We start from the raw sequence: 23264 nt of genomic DNA, 5'->3' as shown, positions 1-23264 counted from the left end.
TCTTATACCAGCTCGACAGCGATGGCGGTGGCTTCCCCGCCGCCGATGCACAGGCTCGCGATGCCGCGCTTCTTGCCGTGATGCTTGAGCGCGGCGATCAGCGTGGTGATAATCCGGGCGCCGGACGCACCAATCGGATGGCCGAGCGCGGTCGCGCCGCCATGGACGTTGATCTTGTCGTGCGGAATGCCGAGGTCGCGCATCGCGAACATCGCGACGCAAGCGAAAGCTTCGTTGATCTCGAACAGATCAACGTCATCAATCGACCAGCCAGCTTTTGCCAGCAGCTTTTGGATGGCGCCGACGGGAGCCGTGGTGAAAGCGGCGGGTTCCTGCGCATGCGCCGAATGCGCGACGATCCGTGCCACCGGCTTTTGCCCCTTTGCCTCCGCGACGCTGGCCTTGGTCAACACCAAAGCGGCCGCACCGTCGGAGATGGACGAGCTGGTAGCGGCCGTGATCGTGCCATCCTTGGCAAAGGCCGGCTTCAGCGACAGGATCTTGTCCGGCATGCCGCGGCCGGGCTGTTCGTCCGTGTCGACCACCACGTCGCCCTTGCGCGTTGGGACGGTGACCGGAACGATCTCTTCGGCGAATGCGCCTGACGTGATCGCCTTCTGTGCACGGCGAAGAGACTCGATCGAGTAATCATCCTGCGCCTGCCGCGTCAGCTGATACTCGTTGGCCGTATCCTGCGCGAAGGTGCCCATGGCGCGGCCCTGCTCGTAGGCGTCCTCCAGGCCATCGAGGAACATGTGATCATATGCTGTGTCGTGGCCGATGCGGGCGCCCGAGCGATGCTTCTTGAGGATGTATGGCGCGTTGGTCATGCTCTCCATACCGCCAGCCACGATGAGGTCGGCGGAGCCGGCGGCAATTGCCTCGGCACCCATGATCACCGTCTGCATGCCCGAGCCGCAGACCTTGTTGACGGTGGTGGCCTCAACAGACTTGGGCAGGCCGGCCTTGATGGCTGCCTGACGCGCCGGGGCCTGACCGAGCCCGGCCGGTAGCACGCAGCCCATGTAGATGCGCTCCACGTCGCCGCCATCAATGCCCGCGCGCTCGACCGCCGCCTTCACTGCTGTTGCGCCGAGATCGGTGGCGGAAACGTCGGCAAGCGCACCCTGCATGCCGCCCATCGGCGTGCGGGCGTAGGAAAGAATCACGACGGGGTCGGTGGCCATGTGAATGCTGCTCCGCGGAAAATCTCGTTGATGCCGATCTAGTCACGAACAAACGGGAATACAAAGGGGCGTCGCCAGCGTTGGGCAGCGATGGATACACTCATCGACGTGCTCAAATGGTCGGCCTCGATCAGCGGCATGATTGCAGCCTTCATGGTCTCGCTCGATCTCGGTCGCCGTGTGACGGGGTGGGGCTTCGTCCTCTTCGTCGGATCGTCGATCTGCTGGATCAGCGGCGCGGCCATGACGGACGATTGGGCGCTGGGCACGCAAAATGTGGTCTTGTTCGGGATCAACCTGTTGGGCGTCTACCGGTATCTGATACGAAAGAAGGGTGTCTGACCTTCTTTGGCCTATGGCGCTTGCCGGCCTGGGCGCCATCATCGGCAGCTTCCTTGCGACGGTAGCAATCCGCTGGCCGGCCGGCCGCTCGTCGCTGGCGGGTCGCTCGCTTTGCGACGGGTGCGGTGAGCCTGTAAGCGCCCAAGACCTGGTGCCGGTCGTCAGCGCTCTGTGGCTGAGAGGAACGGCGCGTTGCTGCGGCGCGCGGATCGACCCGCTCCACGGCCGCGTCGAGATCGCCTGTGCTCTGGTCGGATTGCTGGCTGGCATCGTGGCGAGCGGCATCGCGGGGGTTTTGATCGCATCGTTCGGGTGGATGCTGGTTCTCGTCGCGGCACTTGATGCGACCGAGATGTGGATACCCGACCCTCTTGTCGCCGCGCTGGCGATCGCGGGTGTGATGGCCGGCCTCGTGCTACAACCGCCGTTGATAGACCGGCTGATCGGCGGGGCGGTGGGTTTTGGTGCCCTTTGGCTGATCGGCTTCGGGTATCTTCGGCTGCGTGGTCGCGAAGGATTGGGCGGCGCGGATCCGAAGCTGTTCGGTGCGATCGGGCTTTGGCTGGGATGGCAGTTGCTGCCCGCCGTGTTGCTGACCGCCGCGCTTGTCGGACTGGGCCTGGTAGCTTGGCAGCTGGCTACTGGTCGCACGGTGGCCGGTGACGATGCGCTTCCGTTTGGCACGTATCTGGCGGTGGCGGCTTACCCGGCGTTGCTCCTCATGGTACATCTCGCGCCATGATTACGTTGCTGCTCGCACTTGCGGCTGCCGAACCGCCCAAGACGCCTGCGTCGATCGATGGCCTGCCGATCGGCGGATTGCCGCCGCAGTCGCTGCCGGCACAGGGATGCGCGGCCTATCTATTCAGCGCGGGGAAGACGCGCGTGCTTGCCGCAATGGCCGGCGCCGAGGCGGGCACGCTGCGAGTGTCGATCAATGGCACGCCAACCGATCTTGTCCGAACCGGGCAGAACGGCAGCGCCGGTTATGGCTTTGCCGCGACCACCGAATATGCGGGCGCCGGCTTCTCGGCCACGCTCGACCTGTCGCTACAAACGCGGCGCGATCTGACCCAGGGCGCGATGATCGACCAAGGGACCTTGCGTCTGGACCGACCGGGCGAAGACACCATCATCCTGCCGGTGGCCGGATTGATCGGCTGCGCTGCCCAGACACCTTGAACATCAGACATCATAAAAAAGGGGAGAGACGTCATGAGAGAGATATTGGATGCCCAGCGCGAGAGCTTCATGGCCGCGCTGCCCGAGCCGCTCTCCATCCGCAAGGACCGGCTGAAACGCGCCTCGGCAATGATCCGGGACCATGCGGAGCGCTTTTGTGACGCACTAAGCGAGGATTTCGGCCACCGCAGCCGCGAACAGTCGATGATTACCGACATCGGCGGCTCCATCGCGCCGATCAACCATGCACTGGAGATGCTGGATAAATGGGCCAAGCCGGAGAAGCGCGGCGTGCAGTTTCCGCTAGGATTGCTCGGTGCAAAGGCCTGGGTCGAATATCAGCCGAAGGGCGTCATTGGCGTGATCGCGCCGTGGAACTTCCCGGTGAACCTCGTCATGTCGCCGCTCGCCGGCGTATTTGCCGCGGGTAACCGAGCCATGGTGAAGACCAGCGAGTATACGCCCGTAACGGCCGCGTTGTTCGAGGAGATCGCCGCGCGCTATTTCGATCCGACGGAGCTTGCCTTCGTCTCAGGCGGGCCGGAGGTCGGCAAGGCCTTTGCAGAGCTGCCGTTCGATCACCTGCTGTTCACTGGCGCCACCGGCATCGGCCGCCATATCCTGCATGCCGCTGCCGATAATCTGACGCCCGTAACTCTGGAGCTTGGTGGCAAATCGCCGGTGATCGTCGGCAAGGGCGCAGACGTGACGCAGGTCGGCGAGCGGGTCGCGGTGGGCAAGATGCTCAACGCGGGCCAGATCTGCCTGGCACCCGATTACGTGCTTGTTCCTTCCGAGCAGGAGAGTGCGGTCGTGGATGAACTAAAGTCCGCGGCCAGTGCCATGTACCCGACGTTGCTCGCCAATCCCGATTATACCAGCATCGTGAATGATCGCCATTATCAGCGACTGAACGACTGGATCGAGGACGCCCGGTCCAAGGGTGCGCAGATCGACGTGGTGAACCCCGCGAACGAGGATTTCGGGAGCACCAACAGCCGCAAGATGCCCCTCCATATCGTGCGCAACGTCACCGACGACATGACGCTGATGCAGGAGGAGATCTTTGGCCCGGTACTGCCGGTGCGTCGCTATGACGGGATCGACGGCGCAATCGCGGAAGTGAACCGGCGCGATCGTCCGCTGGGATTGTATTATTTCGGCAAGGATGGCGACGAACGGCGGCGGGTGCTGGATCGCACCATTTCTGGCGGCGTAACGTTGGACGATGTAATTTTCCACGTTTCCATGGAGGATCTGCCGTTCGGGGGCGTCGGGCCGTCGGGCATGGGATCCTATCACGGTCTCGACGGCTTCCGGACCTTCAGCCACGCCAAGGCTGTCTTCCAACAATCGAAGCTGGATGTGGCGAAGCTGGCCGGGCTGAAGCCGCCTTATGGCGCCGCGACGCGAAAGGCAGTGGCACGGCAGATTGGCGGCTGACCGGGAACTCGGCGCGGGATCTTCCGCGCCGAACCCGCGGATATCGTCAGTGAGCTGTGATCTCTTCCTTGAGACGCAGCTTCTGCTTCTTGAGGTCTGCAATCAACATGCTATCGGGCTTGGGCCGGTGCCGTTCGTCGTCGATGCGCTGATCGAGTAGGGCATGCTTGGCTTCCAAAGCCGAACGATGCGCAGTCTCCATATCAGGAACCTCCTTGCTTGCTTGACGGGACTCAGGAGTAAATCATCGATTGCGCTGAAAGTCCCCGGCAAAAAGGGTTAACGATCGACCGGCTGGGCTTCGCACAAGACGTCTCGCGCGTGTAACGACAAACTGCGACGGGGCGGAACTCTCTGCTACGAAGCCGGACGAGGGAGGCAGGGTGTTGGACGACAGCCAGTTAATTGCGCGGCTTGGCGTGCTTCGGATCGAGCATCGCGATCTCGATTCCGCTATCGCGGCGCTTTCCAGGGAAGGGCCGCTGGACCAGCTGCAGCTTGCCCGATTGAAGAAGCGCAAGCTGCTTCTGCGCGACGAAATTGCGGCCATCGAGGATCAACTCATCCCGGACATCATCGCCTGAGTATCGCTTTGGGACGCCAGGAGCGACGCACCGCTGACAAGATCCTGTGATCCCGGCGGCGAGGAGGGATACTGGGGCCCATGAATGAAGGTGCGCAGGATTCGTCGGTTCAGCGACGGTTGATCGATTCGCTTTATGTCGAGGCGATGGTGCTAGCGGACGACGCCCGCAGCTATTTCGACGAAGGCGGCCGAGAAGAGCGCGAGGGCCTGACACCGATGGCGCGTGTGACATTCAGCTGTGAATCGCTGAAGGTCACGACCCGCCTGATGCATGTGATCGCCTGGCTGCTTACGCAGCGTGCTGTTTTCGCGGGAGAGCTGGGCGCAGGAGATGCGCTGCATCCCTCGCGCCGTTTGGGTGAAGCGCCGGTCACCGTGCCGGCAATTACCGCTGAACTGCCGCTTCGCGCGCAACGCCTGGTTGCGGCGAGCGCCGAGCTTCACCGGCGCGTAGCGCGGCTCGATGCAGCGCAGGTCGCGGGTGCTCCCGAGCAAAGCCCGGCCCGACAAATGTTCGAACGGCTCGCCCTTTCGTTCTGAGGCAGGGACGGGAACACCCGTTGCGCTGACGCAATGGCCTTTACGGCGCTGCGCAGCAGCGGGCGACCCTTTTTAAGCGGCTTCGAGCGCTTCCGTGGCCGCCAGCCAGCGCGCCTCCGCCGCCTCGATCCGTTCAACCAAGTCCGCGCGCTTCTTCATGAGCTCGGTCATGGTCAGGCCGGCAAGCGACTTGTCGGCACGAGACGGATCGAACATCGCATGATCGACGGCTGACTGCTCCCCCTGAAGGCGCGCGATCTCCGCCTCGGCCTCTTTCGCGTCCTTTTGCCGTGCTTTGTCGCTTTCCCGCTTTTCTGCCGCTGCCTTTCGATCGCCCTTGCGCGCCTTCGCCTCGCTTTTGGACTCCTTGGCGAGCACGAATGCGACATAGTCATCAAGACTGCCGTCGAACTCGCGTGCCGTTCCGCCGTCGACCAGCACCAGCCGATCGGCCGTCAGCTCCACCATGTGACGATCGTGGCTGACGATCAGCACGGCGCCTTTATAGTCGTTCAGCGCCTGCACGAGCGCCTCGCGGGCATCGACGTCCAAGTGGTTCGTAGGCTCGTCGAGGATCAGGAGGTGCGGGGCCTCGCGGGTGATCAGCGCAAGCGCCAGGCGCGCGCGCTCACCGCCCGACATCTTGCCGACCTTTGCCGTCGCACGATCGCCCGAGAAGCCGAACCGGCCGAGCTGCGCGCGAACGGCCGCCGGACTTGCGCTGGGCATGACGCGCGTCATGTGCGCCAGCGGCGTATCGTCCGAGTCCAGCTCCTCGACCTGATATTGCGTGAAATAGCCGACCCGCATTCGATTGCTGACCGACATGCCGCCGTCCATCGGCGCCAATTGTGCCGCCACCAGCCGCGCCAGAGTTGTCTTGCCGTTACCGTTGCGCCCGAGCAGCGCGATGCGATCGTCCGGATCCATCCGCAGGTTAAGCCGCTTCAGGATCGGTGTCTCGCCATAGCCGACGCTCGCATGATCCAGCGTGATCAGCGGAGGGCGAAGTGGTTCCGGATCCGGGAAGCCAAAGGACAGAGTAGGATCGTTGGCCAACTCGGCGATGGGCTGCATCCTTGCCAGCATCTTTGCCCGGCTTTGAGCCTGTTTCGCCGTGGAAGCGCGTGCGGAGTTGCGCGCGATATAGTCCTGGAGCTTCGCCCGCTGCGCGTCCTGGTTGGCCTTGGCCGCAGCGATCTGCGCCATGCGTTCTGCGCGTTGCCGTTCGAACGCGTCATAGCCGCCGACGTAGAGCGTCGTCTTGCCGCCCTGGAGGTGCAGGATGTGATCGACCACGTTGTTCAGGAAGTCTCGCTCGTGGCTCACGACCACGATCGTTGCGCGGTAGGAGCGTAGGAAGTCCTCCAGCCACATCACTGCTTCGAGATCGAGGTGGTTGGAGGGCTCGTCGAGCAGGAGCAGATCGGGCTGGGAGAAGAGCAGGGCAGCCAGCGCCACACGCATCTTCCAGCCGCCGGAGAAGCTGTCGAGCGGCTGGTTCTGTGCGTCTTCGTCAAAGCCAAGACCCAGCAGGATCTGCGACGCGCGCGCCGGCGCGGTATATGCGTCGATGGCGATCAGCCGCTCGTAAATGTCGCCGAGCTTCTCCGGATCGGCTTCGGTCTCGCTCTGCTCCATCAGCCGCGCACGTTCGAGGTCGGCGGCGAGCACCGTTTCGAACGGCGTTGCATCGCCGGCCGGCGCTTCCTGCGCGATATAGCCGATCCGCGCGCCGCGCGGCATGTCGATCGATCCGCCATCCGGCTCTAGCTGACCGGCGATCACCTTCACCATGGTCGATTTGCCGGCACCATTGCGCCCGATCAGGCCGACCCGGCTCCCTGGCGGCAGCGAGGCCGACGCGCCGTCGAGGATCGCGCGCCCGCCCAGGCGCACGGTGATACCATTGATCGTAAGCATGGCGCGAGCTCTTAGCAGACTTGGGCGCAGAACGTACAGTTCTGATGCGCGGCGGTTTAGGACATACTTTGTCACAAAGCGGTCGCAGTCGCCGCGTAACGGCGGAGTTGGGGAAAGCCGAGCCACGGCCGCATAGACGATCCGTCAGGCCTGATCACAGGCACATGACGGCATGCGCCCCCATGATCATTTGAAAGGGGAATGAGAGTGTCTTCCGTTACCGCGCGCCGCGCGCTTCTTCTGTCTGCGACCGCCATGCTGGCGCTGCCCGGCCTTGCCGCGGCGCAAGCAACAGATCCGTCACAGACGAACCAGGGGGCGAGCGTCGCCACCGCTACAGACAGCGGCCTTGACGAGATCGTGGTCACTGCAGAGCGCCGCGAAGAGAACCAGCAGCGCGTACCTGTCTCGCTCACTGCCGTTCGCGGCGACGCGCTGCGCCAATTCCAGAGTGGCGGCGAGGACATCATCGCCCTCGCTGGCCGCGTGCCGGGCCTGTATGCCGAAACGACCACCGGTCGTATCTTTCCGCGCTTCTACATCCGCGGCCTGGGCAACATCGACTTCTATCTCGGTGCATCGCAGCCGGTGTCGATCATCCAGGACGACGTCGTGCTGGAGCATGTGGTCCTGAAATCAAACCCGGTGTTTGACGTGGCACAGGTTGAGGTTCTGCGTGGCCCGCAGGGCTCACTATTCGGCCGCAATACCACGGCGGGCATCATCAAGTTTGACACGATCCGTCCCTCGATGGACTTCAGGGCGCGTGGGAATTTCTCCTACGGCACCTACAACACCTTGACGGCGGATGTGGGCGTCGGCGGCCCGATCGTGCAGGACAAGCTCGCATTCCGCGTCTCCGGCCTGTACCAGCGCCGGGACGATTGGATCGACAACGCCTATACCGGCCCGAGCTTCGATGGAACGCGCGGCGGCAAGAACGTGCTGGGCGGATTTGAGGAGAAGGACGCCCGTCTCCAGCTGCTGTTTACGCCGACCGAAGACCTATCGATCAATCTGTCCGGCCATTATCGCGATTATGACGGCACTTCGACGGTCTTCTACCGCAGCGCGCTGCCGCGCGGCTCGAACAAGCCGACCCGCCGCCGGGACGTGATCCGCCAGGACGAGGCGGCGAACAATCCGCAGGCCTATGAGACATACGGCGGTTCGGCCAACATCGCGTGGGACTTCGGCGGGATCACGCTGACGTCGATCACAGGCTACGAGACGACCTCCGGCTTCAGCCGTGGTGACACCGATGGTGGTGCGGCTGCCGACTTCCCGGTGAACGGCGCGCCCAATGGCTATGGGCAAAGCCAGGGCAACGTTCGCGACCTTGACCAATGGACCCAGGAAGTGCGCCTCGCCAGCAGCGGGAACACGGCGCTCAAGTGGCAGGTCGGCGGATTCTACTTCGACAGCCGAGACACGACGGACTTTTATCAGCGCCGCTTCTTCTTGACCGCGCCGTTCGTCGCCTCCAACTCAAACACCAACAACCCGGGCAATTGGGTGCGGCTGCGCAACGTCAACACCTCATGGGCCGTGTTTGGCCAGGCGAGCTACACGATCGGCGATCGGCTGACGCTGACCGGCGGTGCACGCTATACGGAGGATCGCAAGCGCACCGATCTGGTCAAGGCGGCAATGACGGGCGCCACGGTCAACTTCCCGGCCACCGCGCCGCGAAATGTGCGGCTAGTTGGCAAGGAGCCCAGCTGGGACCTGTCGGCACTGTATGAGCTTGCGCCGGAGGTAAACGTGTTCGCGCGCGTTGCGCGCGGCTTCCGCGGACCCACCATTCAGGGCCGCTCGGCGGTGTTCGGTTCGGCGTTCACGACAGCCGATTCCGAGACGATCATGTCGTACGAGCTCGGCTTCAAGAGCGAACCCTTCTCCAACCTGCGTTTGAACGCGACTGCATTCCACTGGCGCGTCGACGACATCCAGCTGAACGGCAACGACGCTGACGGCAACGGCGTGCTCTTCAACGCCGACAAAGCAGATGCATGGGGCGTAGAGGCAGAGCTGGAGTGGCGGCCGATCCGCAACATCAGCTTCTCGCTGGGTGGCAACGTGCTGAAGACCGAGATCAAGGACGATCGCGTTTATGCGCAGGTTTGCGCGCTGAACGGACGCGTCACCTGCACGGTGCAGGATCCGACGGTCACGCGCTCGATCTTCGGTGCGCCTGCGGTGCTTGCGCAAATCGACGGCAATCCGCTGCCGAACGCCCCGAAGTGGCAGCTCAACGCGGCGGTACGCTACGACATTCCGCTGTGGAACGAGGGCAATTTGTTCGTGGCCGGCGACTTCAACGTCCAAGGCTATACGAACTTCGTCCTCTACCGCACGCGCGAGTTCTACTCGAACGGCAACTTCGAAACTGGGCTGAAGATTGGCTATACCGATCCTGATGATCGCTACGAAATTGCCGCATTCGGCCGCAACCTGTCGGGTGAGAAGAACCTCAAGGGCGTGATCGAGAACTACAATGCCGCGGTGTACAATGAGCCGCGGATCATCGGCGTGTCCTTCGCACTGAAAACGCGCTAACACGAGAAGGGCCGGGAGCGATCTCCCGGCCCTTTTTCATGCCTAGTGAACGAACCGCGCGACCACGTCGCGATAGCTGCGGCTGACCTTTACCTGCGCCCCAGAGTCCAGGACGAGGAAGCACTCACCGTTCGTATGCGGCTTCACCTGTCGCACCTGATCCAGATTGACGATGGTGGAGCGATGGACGCGCTGAAAGCGGCGTGGATCGAGCCGCTTTTCAAGATCCTTCATCGTTTCCCGAAGGATCAGCGTGTTGTCCGCCGTCTTGATGCACATATAATCGCCGGCCGCCTCCACGATCTCGATCGTATCGACGTCGACCCGGAAGATCTGGCCACGATCCTTTACGTTGATCAGTTTTTCAAACCGGTTGGCCGTGGGGCCTTCGCCGCCATCGACGATCTCGGCAGCGGCTTCGGGCGCATGCTCCGCCAGCGCCTCCTTTAGCTTTTCCGCCTCGTTGACGCTCGACTTCTCGGATAAACGCTGCCGCACGCGATCCAGCGTGTCGGCGAGCCGCGCCTCTTCAACCGGCTTCATCAGATAGTCGACCGCCTGTGCCTCGAAAGCGCGCAAAGCGTGATCGGAATAGGCGGTGACGAAGACGAAAAGCGGCGGCTCAACCTCCATCAGACCCTGGACCACCGAGAAGCCGTCAAATCCGGGCATCTGGATGTCGAGAAAAACCAAGTCGGGCTTGTGAGTCTTGATCGCGCTGATCGCCTCGCGCCCGTTCTGGCACTTGGCGATGATCTCGACGTCGTCGTGCACCTGCAACCGGAGCTCAAGGCCCTGGATCGCGAGTGGCTCGTCGTCGACGAGAATGGTGCGGATGGTCATGGTCTGCTCGATCTCCGATACGTATGCCGCCTCGTCCCGACGAGACTGGCGGCCGTCTTAATCAACTCCCCCCGTTAGTACCCCCTCACTCCACCTGGAACGGTATCTCGATTTCCACACCGAAGCCCCCTGTCGGCATGGCGCGAAGCTCGAAGCGGTGATCCGTCCCAAAAGATTGCTGCAGTCGCTCCCTGATATTGGCGATCCCAACGCCGGTTGAAAGGCTTGGCCTGTTCTTTGTCGGCTGCAAGCCCGGGCCAGTGTCCGATACGCCGATCCGCACTCGATCACCGTTGAGCCGCGCGGTGACGCAGATTTCGGCGCCTTCTTCCTTCGGCGTGACGGCATATTTGATGGCGTTTTCGACAAGCGGCTGAAGCAGCAGCGAGGGCAAGCGGGCACGCTCCGCCGCCGGATCGATCTCGAACTTGGGCCGCAGCCGATCCTCGAAGCGCATCTTCTCGATCTCGAGATACAGCTTCAGCGTCTCGACCTCCTGCGCCAGGGTTACGTGCGCCGTCGGTTCGTTAGCCAGCGTGTAGCGCAGGAAGCTCGACAAGCGGCTGAGCATCGCATTCGCTCGCTCAGTTTGCTTCAGCAGCACCAGCGTTGAGATGGAGTTCAGCGTGTTGAACAGGAAGTGCGGGTTCAGCTGGTAGCGCAGCATCGCCAGCTGCGCCGACGACGCCTGTGTCTCCAAATGCTGAAGCTGGTCGATCTGCTCTTCAACGATCAGGTAGAAGTTGATCCCGAAGTATAGCGCGGACCAGCCGGCGAGCACGGTAAAATTGAGGAACAAGGCACCGATCAGGAGCTTCACGTCCACGCCAGGCGCGGACAGCTTGATGAAGCTGAACGAGAAAGTGTCCAGTAGCGCGTAGATGAAGGTCGCGGCGCCGAGGGTGAAGACGGTGAGGATGATCGCCGTGATCCGGGGCAACCCGCGATAGAAGCCGTAAAGCACCGACAACAGCAACGTGATGCAATAGCCCACGATAGTTTCGACAATGGTGCTGATCACGCCCTGCAGCGTGAAACCGTTCGAGATCGAGGACACGGTCCTGAGGACGAGATAGCCCGTCCAGCCGGCGGCTTGCAGAATCCAAAACGCGCGCGCCTTGTCCTCGAAGAACGGCCGAACAGCCAGGTTGCTCGGCCGGATCGGCGATGAGCCGGACGCGGGAGCGGGAAGGGTAGTCGCCATCCCGGCTCCTCTACACGTCCACTCGCCGCGGCGCAAAAACGAAGAGCCGCCGCTCTCCCGGAGGAAAGCGACGGCCCTGACGTTGCAGTTCAGCTCAACGTGATCAGAAGGTGAAGCGCGCACCCACGCGGATCGAGTACAGCGACTGACGCGGGTAGATCTGATCGGTCGGGGTCGCAGCGGGCGCGTTGTACCGGTACTGCGCGCAAGCTTGGGTCGGGTTTGCGGTCAACGTTGCCGTAGTGGGCGCCGTTCCCGTTGTAACCGGTGTCTGAAGGCACTGAACGCGCACCGCCGGGATCGTGTAAGGGAACTGATACTCGCGAACCTGGCCCCAGTTCTTGTTGATCAGATTGGTGAGGTTCTCGATGTCCGCGAATAATTCGACACGGCTGTTGCCAACAAATGTCGGAATTTCCTGGCCGATGTGAAGGTCGAACCGGGTGAACCACTTCGAGTTGAATGCATTACGCGGCGCGATCTGACCACGATACTTGTTCAGCTTCGTCGTGTTGATCAGGTTCTCGATATAATCCCGCGTCTCGGTGCTGTCATACGACACCAGTGCGTCAGTGGTCGAAGTCGGCACGTAGAGCAGGTAGCGCGAGGCACTGCCGTTCGTTCCGAACACCGGCGAGCGGCCGCTGTTGACCTGGTCCTGCATCGTAAAGCTGTACGGGCGACCGATGCGAGTTTCACCGAACAAGGTGAAGTTGGTCTTATAGTCGCCGAAGAACGCGTGGTTGAAGCTCAGGTTGTACTTCAGGTTGTGACGCACTTCGTCGTTTGAGATGCCGTAGGCAGCGCCATTGGCATCGAGGAACGCGCCGTTGCCGTAGTTGGACGACGCGGTCGACGAGGTCGCCGGCGCCTGATCCTTCACGCTCTGATAGCTGTAGCTAACGAACGCCCGCAGACCGAAGTCGAAGTCCTTTGCGATGCGAGCCACGCCGATGAGGCTGCGACCGCGCTGCGTGTTGGTCAGGATCAGATCCTGGTTGGTGTCACCCAGATTGCCGGCGGCAGAGGTGTAGCGAACGCGACCGTCCGGAGTGCGCAGTGCAGTCGGGACGACGCGCAGATCGGTGAAAAACACTTGGTTGCGTACTTCCGACCACAGGAAGTCTGCGCCGAGATGCCAGCCGTCGCCGAAGGTGCCGCCAAAGTTCGGATCCCAATCGGCAGACAAGGTGCCGCGCCACTGCGAAGGAACCTTGAAGTTGGGATCAAGTGCGTTGGTCGGTGACAGCGTATTGACGGAGGCGTTGGTGAGAACGCCATTCGCCGCCGTCGGGATCGTCGTGCCGTTGACGTTGCTGAGGATCGCCGCACCCGCTGCGGCCGCGGCAGGACCGGTGAAACCGGGGACCGTATAGCCGCCGCCGTTCAGCTGACGCACGTCGATCGCGTTTGTCAGGAACCCGGTGTTCGAGAAGCTGTTCGATACGTAAACGTCCGGCGAGCCGCCCGAGAAAATGCCGATGCCACCGCGGAGCGACACGTCGGAGACCGGCTTGAAGTCAAACCCGACGCGCGGCTGGAACACGCCGCGACCGGAGATGTACGAAGTGTTGGGGTAGCCGTAGCGGGTAAGGAAGCTTGCGTTCAGCTCCGGACGGCTGTCACCGCCGAACAGGTCATAACGCGCGCCATAGGAGAGCGTCAGGACGTCGCTGATCGACCACGTGTCCTGAATGCCAAAGGTGTAGGACTGATAACGGAAGCGCGCCGCGCCGTTGATGGGATCGAGGCTGGGCACCGCGTTGCCGTAGCGGAAACGCTGCGCGTTGCCGGCAGCGAAGTCGGCGAGCGAGTCGAAATAGTAGTCGCCGGCGGTGCGCTGCACGAAGAGGTTGAAGATCTTCGTGTCCTGGAATTCGGCGAAGATGCGCAGGTCGTGGTTGTTACGTGTCAGGCGCGCCTGGACGAGACCGCCATAGGTGCGGCTGGTCAGCTCGTTGGACTGACGCGACACGTCCGGACCGAACGAGACGTTGCCGAAGCCAGACTGACAGGTGCCAGCCAGATCGTTACTGGTCAGATTCGTGCTGGTGCCGCGATCCGAGGTCGGTGCGGTGCAGACCTGCATTTGCGCAAAGCCCCGGCCGAGGATCGGATCCTGTCCGCGCTTATAGTCCTTGTAGAACCCGCGAACTTCGGTTGAAAATTCGTCAGTCCAGTCACTGTTCAGCTGAGCAACGCCGGTGTGAAGACGGTTCGAACCAATGTAGCCATTCGACTCAAGGCCTAAGCCCGGCGTACCGGTCAAGAAGGTATTCTGGCCAATCTGAATCGAATCCTTGGTGTACAGATACGTCACCGAGGCACGCTGCGTATCCGACAGGTTGGCGTCGATACGGGCAACGAGGCGATCGTCGCGATCGTTCGACTCGCTGAGAATACCGCCAGAGTCATAGCCGTAGCGTGACTGCGCGATCCGCTGGATCTCTGCGACCTGCGCGTCGGTGATGTTGGGGACAACGGCACCGGCGTTGGTACCGGCAGTACCTTCTGCAATCGGCCTGTTGTCGCGGATGCGCTCACCGGCGATCATGAAGAACAGCTTGTCCTTGATGATCGGGCCGGACAGCTGCGCGCCGTAATTTTCGACCTTGAAGTTCGGGAGCGTCACCCGACCGGTCGGTACACCCGGACCTGCCTTGGTTTCCTTGCCGGTCAACCCGTCTTCGGAATAGGCGTAAAAGCCGGTGCCGTGAAAGCTGTTGGTGCCCGACTTCAGAATAGCGTTGATCGCGCCGCCCTGGAAGTTGCCCTCGCGCACGTCATATGGCGCGACCTTGGTCTGGAACTGGCCGATCGCGTCGAAAGGGATGGGCGAACGACGGGTGGGAAGACCGTCCGGATTGAGGCCGAAATTATCGGTGACCGGGACACCGTCAACCGAGAAGCGGTTGAAACGCGCATTCTGGCCCGCGAAGCTGACAGCGCGGCCGTTGGGCGTATCGTCAAGGCGTGCAAACGGGTCACGGCGCATCAGGTCGCGGACGTCGCGGTTCACCGACGCTACGCTGGCGATGTCAGCGGCCGTTAGAACCGTCGCAGGACCCTGGCTGACTGTGCGGGCGTTGGCCACACGCGATGCGGTGATGACGATATCGCCGCCAGCAGTGTCGGTGCTCTCTGCCTGCAATTCGACTGGCAGATCAAAGGCTTGTGCGACGACGGTGAAGATGTCGGTGACGGTAACCTGCGGGTAGCCGGGGGCAGCGACCGTTACGGAGAACGGGCCGCCGACGCGGAGACCAGATGCGTTGAACGAGCCGTTGGCGCCCGTCGTCACCGTGCTGGTCGTTCCCGACGGAACGTTCACGATGGTCACCGTTGCACCTGGAACCGGTGCACCTGCAGCCGTCACCGTGCCGCGGATAACCGACGTGGTTTCCTGAGCCATCGCCCCAGCCGGCGCGATGAGCGCAACAGCTGCTGCACCCAGAAACAGGTTATGTCGCATTGATCAAAATTCCCCTTGGAGCTCATGCTCTGGCACGCGGTGCCTGAACCGCCTGCCGCGCCCCTGCGCTCGCAATATTTCTGTTCGATTACGGCGGCGAGCAGAATTCCGGGGGAACCGATTTTGAATGTGCTGCGTTGCAAAAAGGCGACAGGTGTATTGAGACTATTCGGCAGAGGCGACCAACTGCTGCCAGGCCGCTTCGTCGATCACGCGTATGCCGAGTTCTGCAGCCTTCTTTGCCTTGCTGCCGGCGCCAGGCCCAACAACGACGAGGTCGGTCTTGGCAGACACGGAACTGGCCACGCGTGCGCCGAGGGACTCGGCCTGCGCCTTTGCCTCGTCACGACTCATCGTCTCCAAGGTGCCGGTGAATACCACTGTTTGGCCTGACACCTCGGATGACCGAGTCTCATGGACTACGTCTGCGGGCTGCAATTGCGACAACAGGTCTGCAACCGCGGCCTCGTTTCGCTGTTCCGCGAAGAAGTCGATCAGTGCCAGTGCAACTTCGGGGCCGACCTGCTTCGTATCGACGATCGTTGCGAGTTCCTTGGCGGTTCGCGCGAGCAGTTTATCGTCAGTCTCGCCGATCGCCTGCAACATGCTGTCGCGCTTTTTCACCCCGGCCCTGATCATGGCGCGAAAGGCGTCCCAGCTGGTCCAGCGCCGCGCCAGATCCCGCGCGGTCACTTCGCCGATATGGCGAATGCCCAAGCCAAAGAGGAACCGATCCAGTGGCGGCTGGCGCTTCGCGTCTATGGCCGCGATCAGATTGCGGGCCGACACCTCGGCCCAGCGCTCGCGCGCGAGAAGTTGCTGCTCCCTCAGCCGGAAGATGTCCGCTGGTGTTGCGATCAAGCCATCCGCGAAGAAGCTCTCGATCGTTGTGATCCCGAGCCCCTCGATATCGAGCGCGTGGCGAGAGGCGAAGTGGCGTAGTCGCTCCACCTGCTGTGCGGGGCACACGAGGCCGCCGGAGCAGCGCCAATCGACTTCGCCCGGCTCGCGCACGGCCTCGGAGCCGCATTCCGGACAATGCGTCGGGAAGATCCACGGCTGGAGCTCCTCGGCGGCGGTAAGGTTCTCGACGATCTGCGGGATCACGTCGCCGGCGCGTTGCACGACCACACGATCGCCGGGCCGCACCCCTAAGCGCGCCACCTCGTCAGCGTTGTGAAGCGTGGCGTTCCGGACCACCACCCCGCCGACGGTGACCGGCTCAAGCTTTGCAACGGGTGTGAGCTTGCCGGTGCGGCCGACTTGTATGTCGATGCTGTTGAGCGTGGTCTGGGCTCGCTCGGCCGGAAACTTGTGGGCGATCGCCCAGCGCGGTGCGCGCGCGACGAAGCCGAGCCGCTCTTGCCAATCGAGCCGATCAACCTTGTACACGACACCGTCGATGTCGAATGGCAGGTCCGCGCGCTTTGCTTCGATTTCACGATATCGCGCGAGCGCGTCGCCGACGCTTTCGGTCCTGGCGAAATCGGATGCGACGGGAAAGCCCCATCGGCGGATTGCTGCGACGACCGCCTCTTGCGTTTCTCCTGGCAGCGCGGCGGTTTCACCCCATCCGTGCGCAAGAAACCGCAATGGACGCTGGGCAGTAACGGTCGCCTCCTTCTGCCGAAGCGACCCTGCCGCTGCATTGCGCGGATTAGCGAACTGGCGCGCCTGCTTGCCGGCGTCGACAGCCTCGTCGGCGAGGCGCTTGTTGAGCGCGGCGAAGTCTGCCTTCGCCATATAAACTTCGCCACGTACCTCGAATACATTGGGCGCCTCTGGCGGCAGCGTTCCCGGAATGTCAGTGATGGTGCGCACGTTGGCCGTGACATCTTCGCCAGTCGTGCCGTCGCCGCGCGTCAATGCTTGAACCAAACGGCGGTTCTCATAACGCAGGGAACAGGAGAGACCGTCGATCTTCGGCTCGGCGGTAAGCGCCACGGATGCATCGTCTTCGAGGCGGAGAAACCGCCGGACGCGGGCGACGAACTCCTCCACTTCCTCGTCAGAAAAGGCGTTGTCGAGGCTGGTCATCGGCCGGGCATGCGCGACCTTGGCCAGGTGCCCTGCCGGCGCCGCTCCCACTTGACGCGACGGCGAGTCGGCCCGGATCAGATGGGGAAAGGCGCCTTCGATCGCGTTGTTGCGGCGAACTAGGGCGTCATAATCGGCGTCCGAGATCTCCGGCGCATCGTCGGCGTGATACAGGCGATTGTGACGCGCGATCTCGGCGGCAAGATGCGCCAGTTCGGCAGCGGCGGTTTCGTCGGTCATCGGAAGCGCAGTCATGTGCGCTGGTTAGGCGACGCCGGGTGCGTCGCCAAGCCGATGCGAAAAGGCCGGAGCGATGCACCGGCCTTTAAACGCACATCTAATCACGTGATCAGTGGGTGCCCGGGATCTCCGGGTTCACGTCGTGCACGGCTTCGCTTTCATGAACCTCCACCAATCCGCGGCCGAGGTGCGACGCGCGGTAACCGTAGGCGAAGTAGATCACGAGGCCGACAATGCCCCAGATCGGGAGCACCAGCATCGCGTCCACTGGCAGGTTGAAGAACAAGAAGACGCAGCCGGCGATCGTCAAGGGGCCCACGATCAGAAGCGCGGGCGTGCGGAAGCTACGCGGGCGATTCGGCTCCGTGCGACGAAGGATCATCACCGCGATGGCCACCATCATGAAGGCATAAAGCGTTCCGGCATTCGCGATGTCCGCCAGCTTGCCGACGGGCAGGAAGGCGGCAGCGAAAGCGACCGCGGCACCGGTGATCGCCGTGACGATGTACGGCGTCTTCCACTTGGGATGAACCGCCGACAGCCGCTCCGGAAGGAGACCGTCGCGGCTCATCACGAAGAAGATGCGCGTTTGGCCGAACATGAGAATCAGGATCACCGACGGAAGCGCGAGAAAGGCGGCGATGCCGAGCATGTTTCCGACGCCCGACCAACCGATCTGACGCAGGACGTGGGCAAGCGCCTCGTTGGAGCAGACGAGCGGCAGATCGGTCGTAGCGAAGGTGGCGCACTGGCGCGCCAGTTCTTCCGAACCGGCCGGGAAAGGCACACCATTCGGCCCCATGATCGGCTGACCGCCCACGGTGCCGATCGCGCCCGCCGCCACCAGAATGTAGAAGACGGTGCAGAAGAGTAGAGAGCCGACCAGGCCGATCGGGACGTTGCGCTGCGGGTTCTTGGTTTCTTCTGCCGCGGTCGACACAGCGTCAAAACCCACATACGCGAAGAAAATGGTCGCCGCAGCACCCACTGCGCCAACGCCAGTGCCGAAGCCGCCGAAGACGCCGGCCGGCAGGAAGGGATTGAAGCGATCTGCGCTGAAAGCCTCTGAGGGGATCGTCAGCGCGACGAAGGCCGTCAAGGCGGTCACCTTGATGGCGACGAGAACGGCATTCACCCGCGCACTCTCGGTCGTACCAACCATCAGCAGCCAGGTGATGAGCAGGGATATCACCACCGCCGGCAAGTTGATGAACCCGCCCTCGACGCCGCCGAGCGCAAGCGGCGCGCCGGAGAGCCAAGGCGGTAGGTTGATGCCAAGGAACTCGTTGAGGATCGTACCGGTGAAGTAGCCGGACCATCCCACCGACACCGCGCTTGCGGCCACGGCATATTCCAGGATCAGCGCCCATCCGACAGTCCACCCGACCAGTTCGCCCATGGTGGCGTAACTGTAGGTGTAAGCCGATCCGGCGACCGGGATCATCGCCGCGATCTCAGCATAACACAAAGCCGCGACGATGCAGATCGCGCCAGCAATCGCGAACGCGAGCATGAGACCGGGACCGGCCTTTTGCGCGCCCGCCGAGGTCAACACGAAGATACCCGTGCCAATGACGCAGCCGATGCCGAAAAGTGTGAGCTGGAACCAGCCCAAGGTACGATGAAGCGATTTCTTCTCGGCAGTCGCCAAGATGGCATCGAGCGGTTTTACCCGGCCAAAGATCATGCGGCCCTTTCCCCCAGGAGGTGCGGCCTTGCTGGCCGCCCAATTTCTTGAATCGGGCGAAACTAGCGGGAGATCGGCGGCGCGCAATCCCTCACAGCGTTACCCCCGTGTAATTGCGGCTGCTCGGTTACTTTCGGCTGTCGTTCTCGATCAGCATCGGGCCCAGCGGCCGTCCCGCAAGTATGTGAACGTGCAGGTGCGGCACTTCCTGATGGCTGTGCGGCCCGGCGTTCGCGAGCAACCTGTAACCGGGTCCGACGAGCCCAGCATCCCGAGCAACATGCCCGACCGCGCGAACGAAGCCCGCTATCTCGGCATCGCTGGCGCGCGCGGAGAAATCGTCCCAGCTGACGTAGGGTCCCTTCGGGATGACGAGAATGTGGGTCGGTGACCACGGTGCGATGTCGTGGAACGCCAGCGCGAACTCATCCTCATACACTTTACGGGCCGGTATCTCACCGCGGAGGATCCGGGCGAAGATGTTCTGGTCGTCATAGGGCAGGGTGGCGTCAACGGGCATGTGCTTGACCTTACTCCGGACGGAATGAAAGGGGTCGGCCGGCCTTTTCGTCGTGACCGGACTGGCCCTCCCGCCGCGCCAGCTCCCGGCGCACATCGTCCAGGCTAAGGCCAGCATCGGCGAGCAGGATCAGGAGGTGGAAGAGAAGGTCCGCGGCCTCAGGCACGATGTCCTGATCCTCGCCGGAGCAAGCGGCAATGACAGTTTCTACAGCTTCCTCGCCGACTTTCTGCGCGATCTTGTGTCGCCCCTGAAAGAACAGGCTGGCAGTGTAGGACCGCACGGCTGGGTTGTCCTTGCGGGCACGTATCGTCGCTTCCAAACGCTCGAGAATGTCATCGGCCATCGCGGCGAGGTGCCGCGCACGCTCGCTCAGGTCAACCTCTACGGCCACGATTGCGCAACGCACGGCGCGCGAGCCAAACGGCGACGGCTGCTACCAGGAACAGAACGATATCGGATAGCTCCGGACCCTTACGGGGAGTCGAAACGGCGCTGGCGGTTGCTGCCTCGGCGGATGGGAGGAGCAGATGCGCGTATATTAACGTCAATGCTGCATACTCCCGTTTCTCACCAAAGCGTTACCGGGCGCTCATAGTGCATCAGCTTCGCTCCAGCCGTGCCGTTTCAATGGGATCGAACTGGCACTCCGGCGTGCGCAAGCGCAGCGTGCGCATCCGCAATCGTCGCCTCCCCGAAATGGAAGATCGAGGCCGCTAGCACCGCGGACGCATGACCTTCAGTAACGCCGCGAACCAGATCGTCGAGTCTACCGACCCCTCCGGAAGCAACGACGGGCACCGTGGTCCGGTCAGCGACGGCCCTTATGAGATCGAGATCATAGCCGTTTCGCGTGCCATCGCGGTCCATGGAAGTCAGCAAGATCTCGCCAGCGCCCAGGTCCGCCAGGCGCAAGGCATGCTGAACCGCATCAATGCCCGTTGCGCGGCGGCCGCCGTGCGTGAACACTTCCCACCCGTTCTCCGTCCGCCTGGCGTCAACGCTCGCGACGCAGCACTGGCTGCCGAACCGCTCGGCAATGTCCGCAACCACCTCCGGCCTCGAGACCGCCGCGGAGTTCACCGCCACCTTATCAGCGCCGGCCAAAAGCAGCGCACGTGCATCATCGGCGGTCCTGACGCCGCCGCCGACCGTTAACGGCATGAAGCACACGGCAGCGGTGCGCCGCACGACATCCAGGATGGTCTCGCGTCCCTCGTGGCTTGCCGTAATGTCGAGGAAGCATAACTCGTCCGCACCAGCGGCGTCATAGGCGCGCGCTTGCTCCACCGGATCGCCGGCATCAATCAGGTCAACAAAGTTCACTCCCTTGACGACACGGCCTTCGGCCACGTCGAGGCAGGGGATCACTCGGGCGCGAACGGTCATTGGAACGCATCCACAGCGGCTTGCTGACAAACTGGAGCATCACTGCAACGGCGCGCCTGCTTGGCGCGGAACAACTGCATCACGCCGCGGCCGCGACACTGAGAGCGGCGGCGAGATCAAGCCTGCCGTCGTACAATGCGCGTCCGGTAATCACGCCTTCCACGCCGTCGCGCGCGTGAAGAGCCAGCACGTGAATTTCGTCGATCCCCTTTACCCCGCCGCTGGCAATCACCGGGATAGCAACGGCGCGCGCGAGATCCACGGTGGCCTCGACGTTGCAGCCCTTGAGCAAGCCGTCCCGGCCCACGTCGGTGAACAGAAGCGCCGCTACGCCGGCATCCTCGAAGCGGCGCGCGAGATCGACAACCGGCGTGGTGGAAACATCCGCCCACCCCTTGGTGGCGATCATCCCATCACGGGCATCCACGGCAACCACGATGCCGCCGGGGAAGGCAGCGGCCATCTCACGCACGAACTGCGGGTTCTCCAATGCGGCGGTGCCAATCACCACACGGGCCACGCCGGCGTCGAACCAAGCTTCGACGCTTTGCGGTGTACGAATGCCGCCGCCCAATTGCACGTGCCCGGGAAAGCGATCGACGATGGCGCGGACGGCCTCGCCATTCCTGCTCTCACCGGCGAACGCCCCATCCAGATCCACGACATGAAGGTGCCCGGCACCAGCATCGGCGAACAACATCGCCTGCGCGGCGGGATCGTCGCCATATATAGTCGCGCGATCCATATCGCCCTCGGCGAGACGAACCACCTGGCCGGCCTTCAGATCAATGGCGGGAAATACGATCAGGCTCATGGGCGCCACTTCAAAAATCGAGCGAGAAGATCCAGCCCATAGCGCTGGCTCTTCTCGGGGTGGAACTGCACGCCGACGATGTTGTCCCGGCCGATCGCGGCCGTCACGGGGCCGGCGTGCTCGGTCTCGGCAATGACAGCCTCGCCCTCATAGGCAAAGCTGTGCAGGAAATATGCTTCGCCCGCGGGGATCAACGGATGGTCACCATGAGGGCGCACATCGTTCCATCCCATGTGAGGCACCTTCGCATCGGTTCCGCTAGGATCCAGCCGCCGTACGCTGCCCCCAAACCAGCCCAGGCCGCGATGGTATCCCAGTTCGTCCCCGTGATCTGCCAGCAACTGCATCCCGACACATATGCCGAGGAATGGCGCGCCTTCGCTCAGCACCCGCTGTCGCAACGCCCCTTCCAGGCCATCGATCGCGCGCAAGTTCGCCGCGCAGGCACCAAAGGCACCGACGCCGGGAAGAACGATCCTGTCTGCGCGGCTGATCAGTTCGGGATCCGCCGTCACCACGATGTCCGTTCCTGCCGCTGCCCGCAGTGCATTCTCAACGGAGTGGAGGTTGCCGGATTGGATATCCACCAGCGCGAGCATCAGATGCCTCTCGCTACAGCGAACGAAGGATCATTGAGGCGCCGTGTCACAACACCCCCTTGGTCGAGGGAATGGCGTCTGCCTTCCGCGGATCGATCTCGATCGCCTGGCGAAGTGCGCGCGCGAGGCCTTTGAAGGCGCTCTCGGCGATGTGATGGTTGTTCTCGCCGTGAAGCGTCTCGACGTGAAGCGTGATCCCGGCTGCTTGCGCGAAGCTGTGGAACCAGTGCTTGAACAATTCGGTGTCCATCTCGCCCAGCTTCTTCTGGGTGAAATCCGTCTTCCACACCAGCCAGGGCCGCCCGGAGATGTCGAGCGCGACCTGCGTCAGCGTCTCGTCCATGGGCGAAAGGGCGTCGCCGTACCGCCTGATGCCCCGCTTGTCGCCGAGCGCCCGTGCGATGGCCTCGCCGATCGCGATCCCGGTGTCCTCCACGGTATGATGCTGATCGATGTGCAGATCGCCCTTGGTCTCCACCTCCAGGTCGATCAGCGAATGCCGCGACAATTGCTCCAGCATATGGTCGAAGAATCCCACCCCAGTGGAGATGTGGTAATTGCCGGTGCCATCAAGATTGACGGTCACTGCAATCTTTGTTTCGCTGGTGTCGCGACGGATCGTGGCGGTGCGCATTGCGCGCACATAGCGACGCCTGTGCGTCATGCAATCTTGACCAGCCGTTTGCGACCGTTACCC

Annotated in this window: 21 protein-coding genes; 7 read left to right on the top strand and 14 right to left on the bottom strand. The window is 62.9% G+C overall.

All coding sequences use genetic code 11. From position 1 onward, the window contains the following. Positions 1–2: 2 nt before the first annotated feature. Complete coding sequence (locus tag SPMU_RS05870) at positions 3–1187, bottom strand: thiolase family protein (RefSeq protein WP_088332744.1); 1185 nt, start codon at positions 1185–1187, stop codon at positions 3–5. A 90-nt stretch (positions 1188–1277) separates the two neighbouring features. Between SPMU_RS05870 and SPMU_RS05865 the strand changes: the two genes are divergently transcribed. Genes SPMU_RS05865 through SPMU_RS05850 form a run of 4 tightly spaced genes read left to right on the top strand, consistent with a single transcriptional unit; the run spans position 1278 to position 4154 of the window. Then, positions 1278–1529, top strand: coding sequence for a hypothetical protein (locus SPMU_RS05865; protein WP_245832793.1), 252 nt, complete (start codon positions 1278–1280; stop codon positions 1527–1529). Beyond that, positions 1522–2271 carry a prepilin peptidase gene (locus SPMU_RS05860; RefSeq protein ID WP_088332742.1) on the top strand — a complete coding sequence of 250 codons (750 nt, stop codon included), beginning with the start codon at positions 1522–1524 and terminating at the stop codon, positions 2269–2271. Before SPMU_RS05865 ends, SPMU_RS05860 begins: the two co-directional genes overlap by 8 nt. Beyond that, positions 2268–2711 carry a hypothetical protein gene (locus tag SPMU_RS05855; protein ID WP_088332740.1) on the top strand — a complete coding sequence of 148 codons (444 nt, stop codon included), beginning with the start codon at positions 2268–2270 and terminating at the stop codon, positions 2709–2711. Before SPMU_RS05860 ends, SPMU_RS05855 begins: the two co-directional genes overlap by 4 nt. A gap of 33 nt (positions 2712–2744) precedes the next feature. Continuing rightward, on the top strand, positions 2745–4154 hold the full coding sequence (locus tag SPMU_RS05850) for a coniferyl aldehyde dehydrogenase (protein WP_088332738.1): 1410 nt from the start codon (positions 2745–2747) through the stop codon (positions 4152–4154). 46 nt (positions 4155–4200) lie between these two features. On the opposite strand, the gene SPMU_RS05845 is transcribed toward SPMU_RS05850, so the two are convergent. Continuing rightward, positions 4201–4356 (bottom strand): YdcH family protein, encoded by a 156-nt coding sequence (locus SPMU_RS05845; protein ID WP_088332736.1) that lies wholly within the window; start codon positions 4354–4356, stop codon positions 4201–4203. 184 nt (positions 4357–4540) lie between these two features. Between SPMU_RS05845 and SPMU_RS05840 the strand changes: the two genes are divergently transcribed. Together SPMU_RS05840 and SPMU_RS05835 are read left to right on the top strand one after the other, a co-directional pair. After that, positions 4541–4738: a YdcH family protein gene (locus SPMU_RS05840; RefSeq protein ID WP_088332734.1), complete on the top strand. Its 198-nt coding sequence runs from the start codon at positions 4541–4543 to the stop codon at positions 4736–4738. A gap of 80 nt (positions 4739–4818) precedes the next feature. Next, a complete protein-coding gene (locus SPMU_RS05835) occupies positions 4819–5280 on the top strand; it encodes a DUF1465 family protein (protein ID WP_088332732.1) in 462 nt (153 codons plus the stop codon). A 72-nt stretch (positions 5281–5352) separates the two neighbouring features. Here SPMU_RS05835 and SPMU_RS05830 read toward each other — a convergent pair whose 3' ends face one another. Further along, positions 5353–7203 carry an ABC-F family ATP-binding cassette domain-containing protein gene (locus SPMU_RS05830; protein ID WP_088332730.1) on the bottom strand — a complete coding sequence of 617 codons (1851 nt, stop codon included), beginning with the start codon at positions 7201–7203 and terminating at the stop codon, positions 5353–5355. 201 nt (positions 7204–7404) lie between these two features. On the opposite strand from SPMU_RS05830, the gene SPMU_RS05825 reads away from it, so the two are divergent. Beyond that, the gene (locus tag SPMU_RS05825) at positions 7405–9762 is read left to right on the top strand and encodes a TonB-dependent receptor (RefSeq protein WP_088332728.1); all 2358 of its coding nucleotides are present in this window, start codon (positions 7405–7407) and stop codon (positions 9760–9762) included. A gap of 42 nt (positions 9763–9804) precedes the next feature. Here the strand turns inward: SPMU_RS05825 and SPMU_RS05820 are convergent, their stop codons facing one another. The 11 genes from SPMU_RS05820 to hisB all read right to left on the bottom strand — a co-directional run bounded on the left by SPMU_RS05820 (position 9805) and on the right by hisB (position 23201). Then, complete coding sequence (locus SPMU_RS05820; RefSeq protein WP_088332726.1) at positions 9805–10605, bottom strand: LytR/AlgR family response regulator transcription factor; 801 nt, start codon at positions 10603–10605, stop codon at positions 9805–9807. A gap of 85 nt (positions 10606–10690) precedes the next feature. Then, on the bottom strand, positions 10691–11809 hold the full coding sequence (locus SPMU_RS05815; protein WP_088332724.1) for a sensor histidine kinase: 1119 nt from the start codon (positions 11807–11809) through the stop codon (positions 10691–10693). A 103-nt stretch (positions 11810–11912) separates the two neighbouring features. Further along, complete coding sequence (locus tag SPMU_RS05810; protein ID WP_088332722.1) at positions 11913–15281, bottom strand: TonB-dependent receptor; 3369 nt, start codon at positions 15279–15281, stop codon at positions 11913–11915. 165 nt (positions 15282–15446) lie between these two features. Next, on the bottom strand, positions 15447–17558 hold the full coding sequence (gene ligA / locus SPMU_RS05805; protein ID WP_088333202.1) for an NAD-dependent DNA ligase LigA: 2112 nt from the start codon (positions 17556–17558) through the stop codon (positions 15447–15449). A 109-nt stretch (positions 17559–17667) separates the two neighbouring features. Next, positions 17668–19245: an amino acid permease gene (locus SPMU_RS05800; protein ID WP_088332720.1), complete on the bottom strand. Its 1578-nt coding sequence runs from the start codon at positions 19243–19245 to the stop codon at positions 17668–17670. A gap of 127 nt (positions 19246–19372) precedes the next feature. Next, complete coding sequence (locus SPMU_RS05795; protein ID WP_088332719.1) at positions 19373–19765, bottom strand: histidine triad nucleotide-binding protein; 393 nt, start codon at positions 19763–19765, stop codon at positions 19373–19375. A 10-nt stretch (positions 19766–19775) separates the two neighbouring features. Further along, positions 19776–20111, bottom strand: a complete 336-nt coding sequence (locus tag SPMU_RS05790) for a phosphoribosyl-ATP diphosphatase (RefSeq protein ID WP_088333201.1) — start codon at positions 20109–20111, stop codon at positions 19776–19778. A 281-nt stretch (positions 20112–20392) separates the two neighbouring features. After that, entirely contained in the window at positions 20393–21154 is a 762-nt protein-coding gene (gene hisF, locus SPMU_RS05785) for an imidazole glycerol phosphate synthase subunit HisF (RefSeq protein ID WP_088332718.1), read from the bottom strand. A gap of 79 nt (positions 21155–21233) precedes the next feature. Next, a complete protein-coding gene (hisA, locus tag SPMU_RS05780; RefSeq protein ID WP_088332717.1) occupies positions 21234–21968 on the bottom strand; it encodes a 1-(5-phosphoribosyl)-5-[(5-phosphoribosylamino)methylideneamino]imidazole-4-carboxamide isomerase in 735 nt (244 codons plus the stop codon). Then, a complete protein-coding gene (gene hisH / locus SPMU_RS05775) occupies positions 21965–22570 on the bottom strand; it encodes an imidazole glycerol phosphate synthase subunit HisH (RefSeq protein WP_088332716.1) in 606 nt (201 codons plus the stop codon). The genes hisA and hisH overlap by 4 nt, the downstream gene beginning before the upstream one ends. Positions 22571–22613: 43 nt before the next feature. Then, positions 22614–23201 (bottom strand): imidazoleglycerol-phosphate dehydratase HisB, encoded by a 588-nt coding sequence (gene hisB, locus SPMU_RS05770; protein ID WP_088332714.1) that lies wholly within the window; start codon positions 23199–23201, stop codon positions 22614–22616. Between the last annotated feature and the right edge of the window lie 63 nt (positions 23202–23264).

This window comes from Sphingomonas mucosissima, assembly GCF_002197665.1.
Lineage (GTDB): Bacteria > Pseudomonadota > Alphaproteobacteria > Sphingomonadales > Sphingomonadaceae > Sphingomonas > Sphingomonas mucosissima.
Note: the sequence above shows the minus strand (reverse complement) of the source record. Positions and strands in the feature narration are given on the sequence as shown.

Excerpts from the sequence above, each read along its gene's own strand:
- SPMU_RS05795 (WP_088332719.1), bottom strand. The coding sequence starts at position 19,765 with ATGCCCGTTGACGCCACCCTGCCCTATGACGACCAGAACATCTTCGCC.
- SPMU_RS05830 (WP_088332730.1), bottom strand. The coding sequence starts at position 7,203 with ATGCTTACGATCAATGGTATCACCGTGCGCCTGGGCGGGCGCGCGATC.
- hisB (WP_088332714.1), bottom strand. The coding sequence starts at position 23,201 with ATGCGCACCGCCACGATCCGTCGCGACACCAGCGAAACAAAGATTGCA.
- SPMU_RS05815 (WP_088332724.1), bottom strand. The coding sequence starts at position 11,809 with ATGGCGACTACCCTTCCCGCTCCCGCGTCCGGCTCATCGCCGATCCGG.
- SPMU_RS05790 (WP_088333201.1), bottom strand. The coding sequence starts at position 20,111 with ATGGCCGATGACATTCTCGAGCGTTTGGAAGCGACGATACGTGCCCGC.
- SPMU_RS05800 (WP_088332720.1), bottom strand. The coding sequence starts at position 19,245 with ATGATCTTTGGCCGGGTAAAACCGCTCGATGCCATCTTGGCGACTGCC.
- SPMU_RS05820 (WP_088332726.1), bottom strand. The coding sequence starts at position 10,605 with ATGACCATCCGCACCATTCTCGTCGACGACGAGCCACTCGCGATCCAG.
- SPMU_RS05845 (WP_088332736.1), bottom strand. The coding sequence starts at position 4,356 with ATGGAGACTGCGCATCGTTCGGCTTTGGAAGCCAAGCATGCCCTACTC.
- SPMU_RS05865 (WP_245832793.1), top strand. The coding sequence starts at position 1,278 with ATGGATACACTCATCGACGTGCTCAAATGGTCGGCCTCGATCAGCGGC.
- SPMU_RS05855 (WP_088332740.1), top strand. The coding sequence starts at position 2,268 with ATGATTACGTTGCTGCTCGCACTTGCGGCTGCCGAACCGCCCAAGACG.
- hisF (WP_088332718.1), bottom strand. The coding sequence starts at position 21,154 with ATGACCGTTCGCGCCCGAGTGATCCCCTGCCTCGACGTGGCCGAAGGC.
- ligA (WP_088333202.1), bottom strand. The coding sequence starts at position 17,558 with ATGACCGACGAAACCGCCGCTGCCGAACTGGCGCATCTTGCCGCCGAG.
- SPMU_RS05835 (WP_088332732.1), top strand. The coding sequence starts at position 4,819 with ATGAATGAAGGTGCGCAGGATTCGTCGGTTCAGCGACGGTTGATCGAT.
- hisA (WP_088332717.1), bottom strand. The coding sequence starts at position 21,968 with ATGAGCCTGATCGTATTTCCCGCCATTGATCTGAAGGCCGGCCAGGTG.
- SPMU_RS05870 (WP_088332744.1), bottom strand. The coding sequence starts at position 1,187 with ATGGCCACCGACCCCGTCGTGATTCTTTCCTACGCCCGCACGCCGATG.
- SPMU_RS05825 (WP_088332728.1), top strand. The coding sequence starts at position 7,405 with ATGAGAGTGTCTTCCGTTACCGCGCGCCGCGCGCTTCTTCTGTCTGCG.
- SPMU_RS05810 (WP_088332722.1), bottom strand. The coding sequence starts at position 15,281 with ATGCGACATAACCTGTTTCTGGGTGCAGCAGCTGTTGCGCTCATCGCG.
- SPMU_RS05850 (WP_088332738.1), top strand. The coding sequence starts at position 2,745 with ATGAGAGAGATATTGGATGCCCAGCGCGAGAGCTTCATGGCCGCGCTG.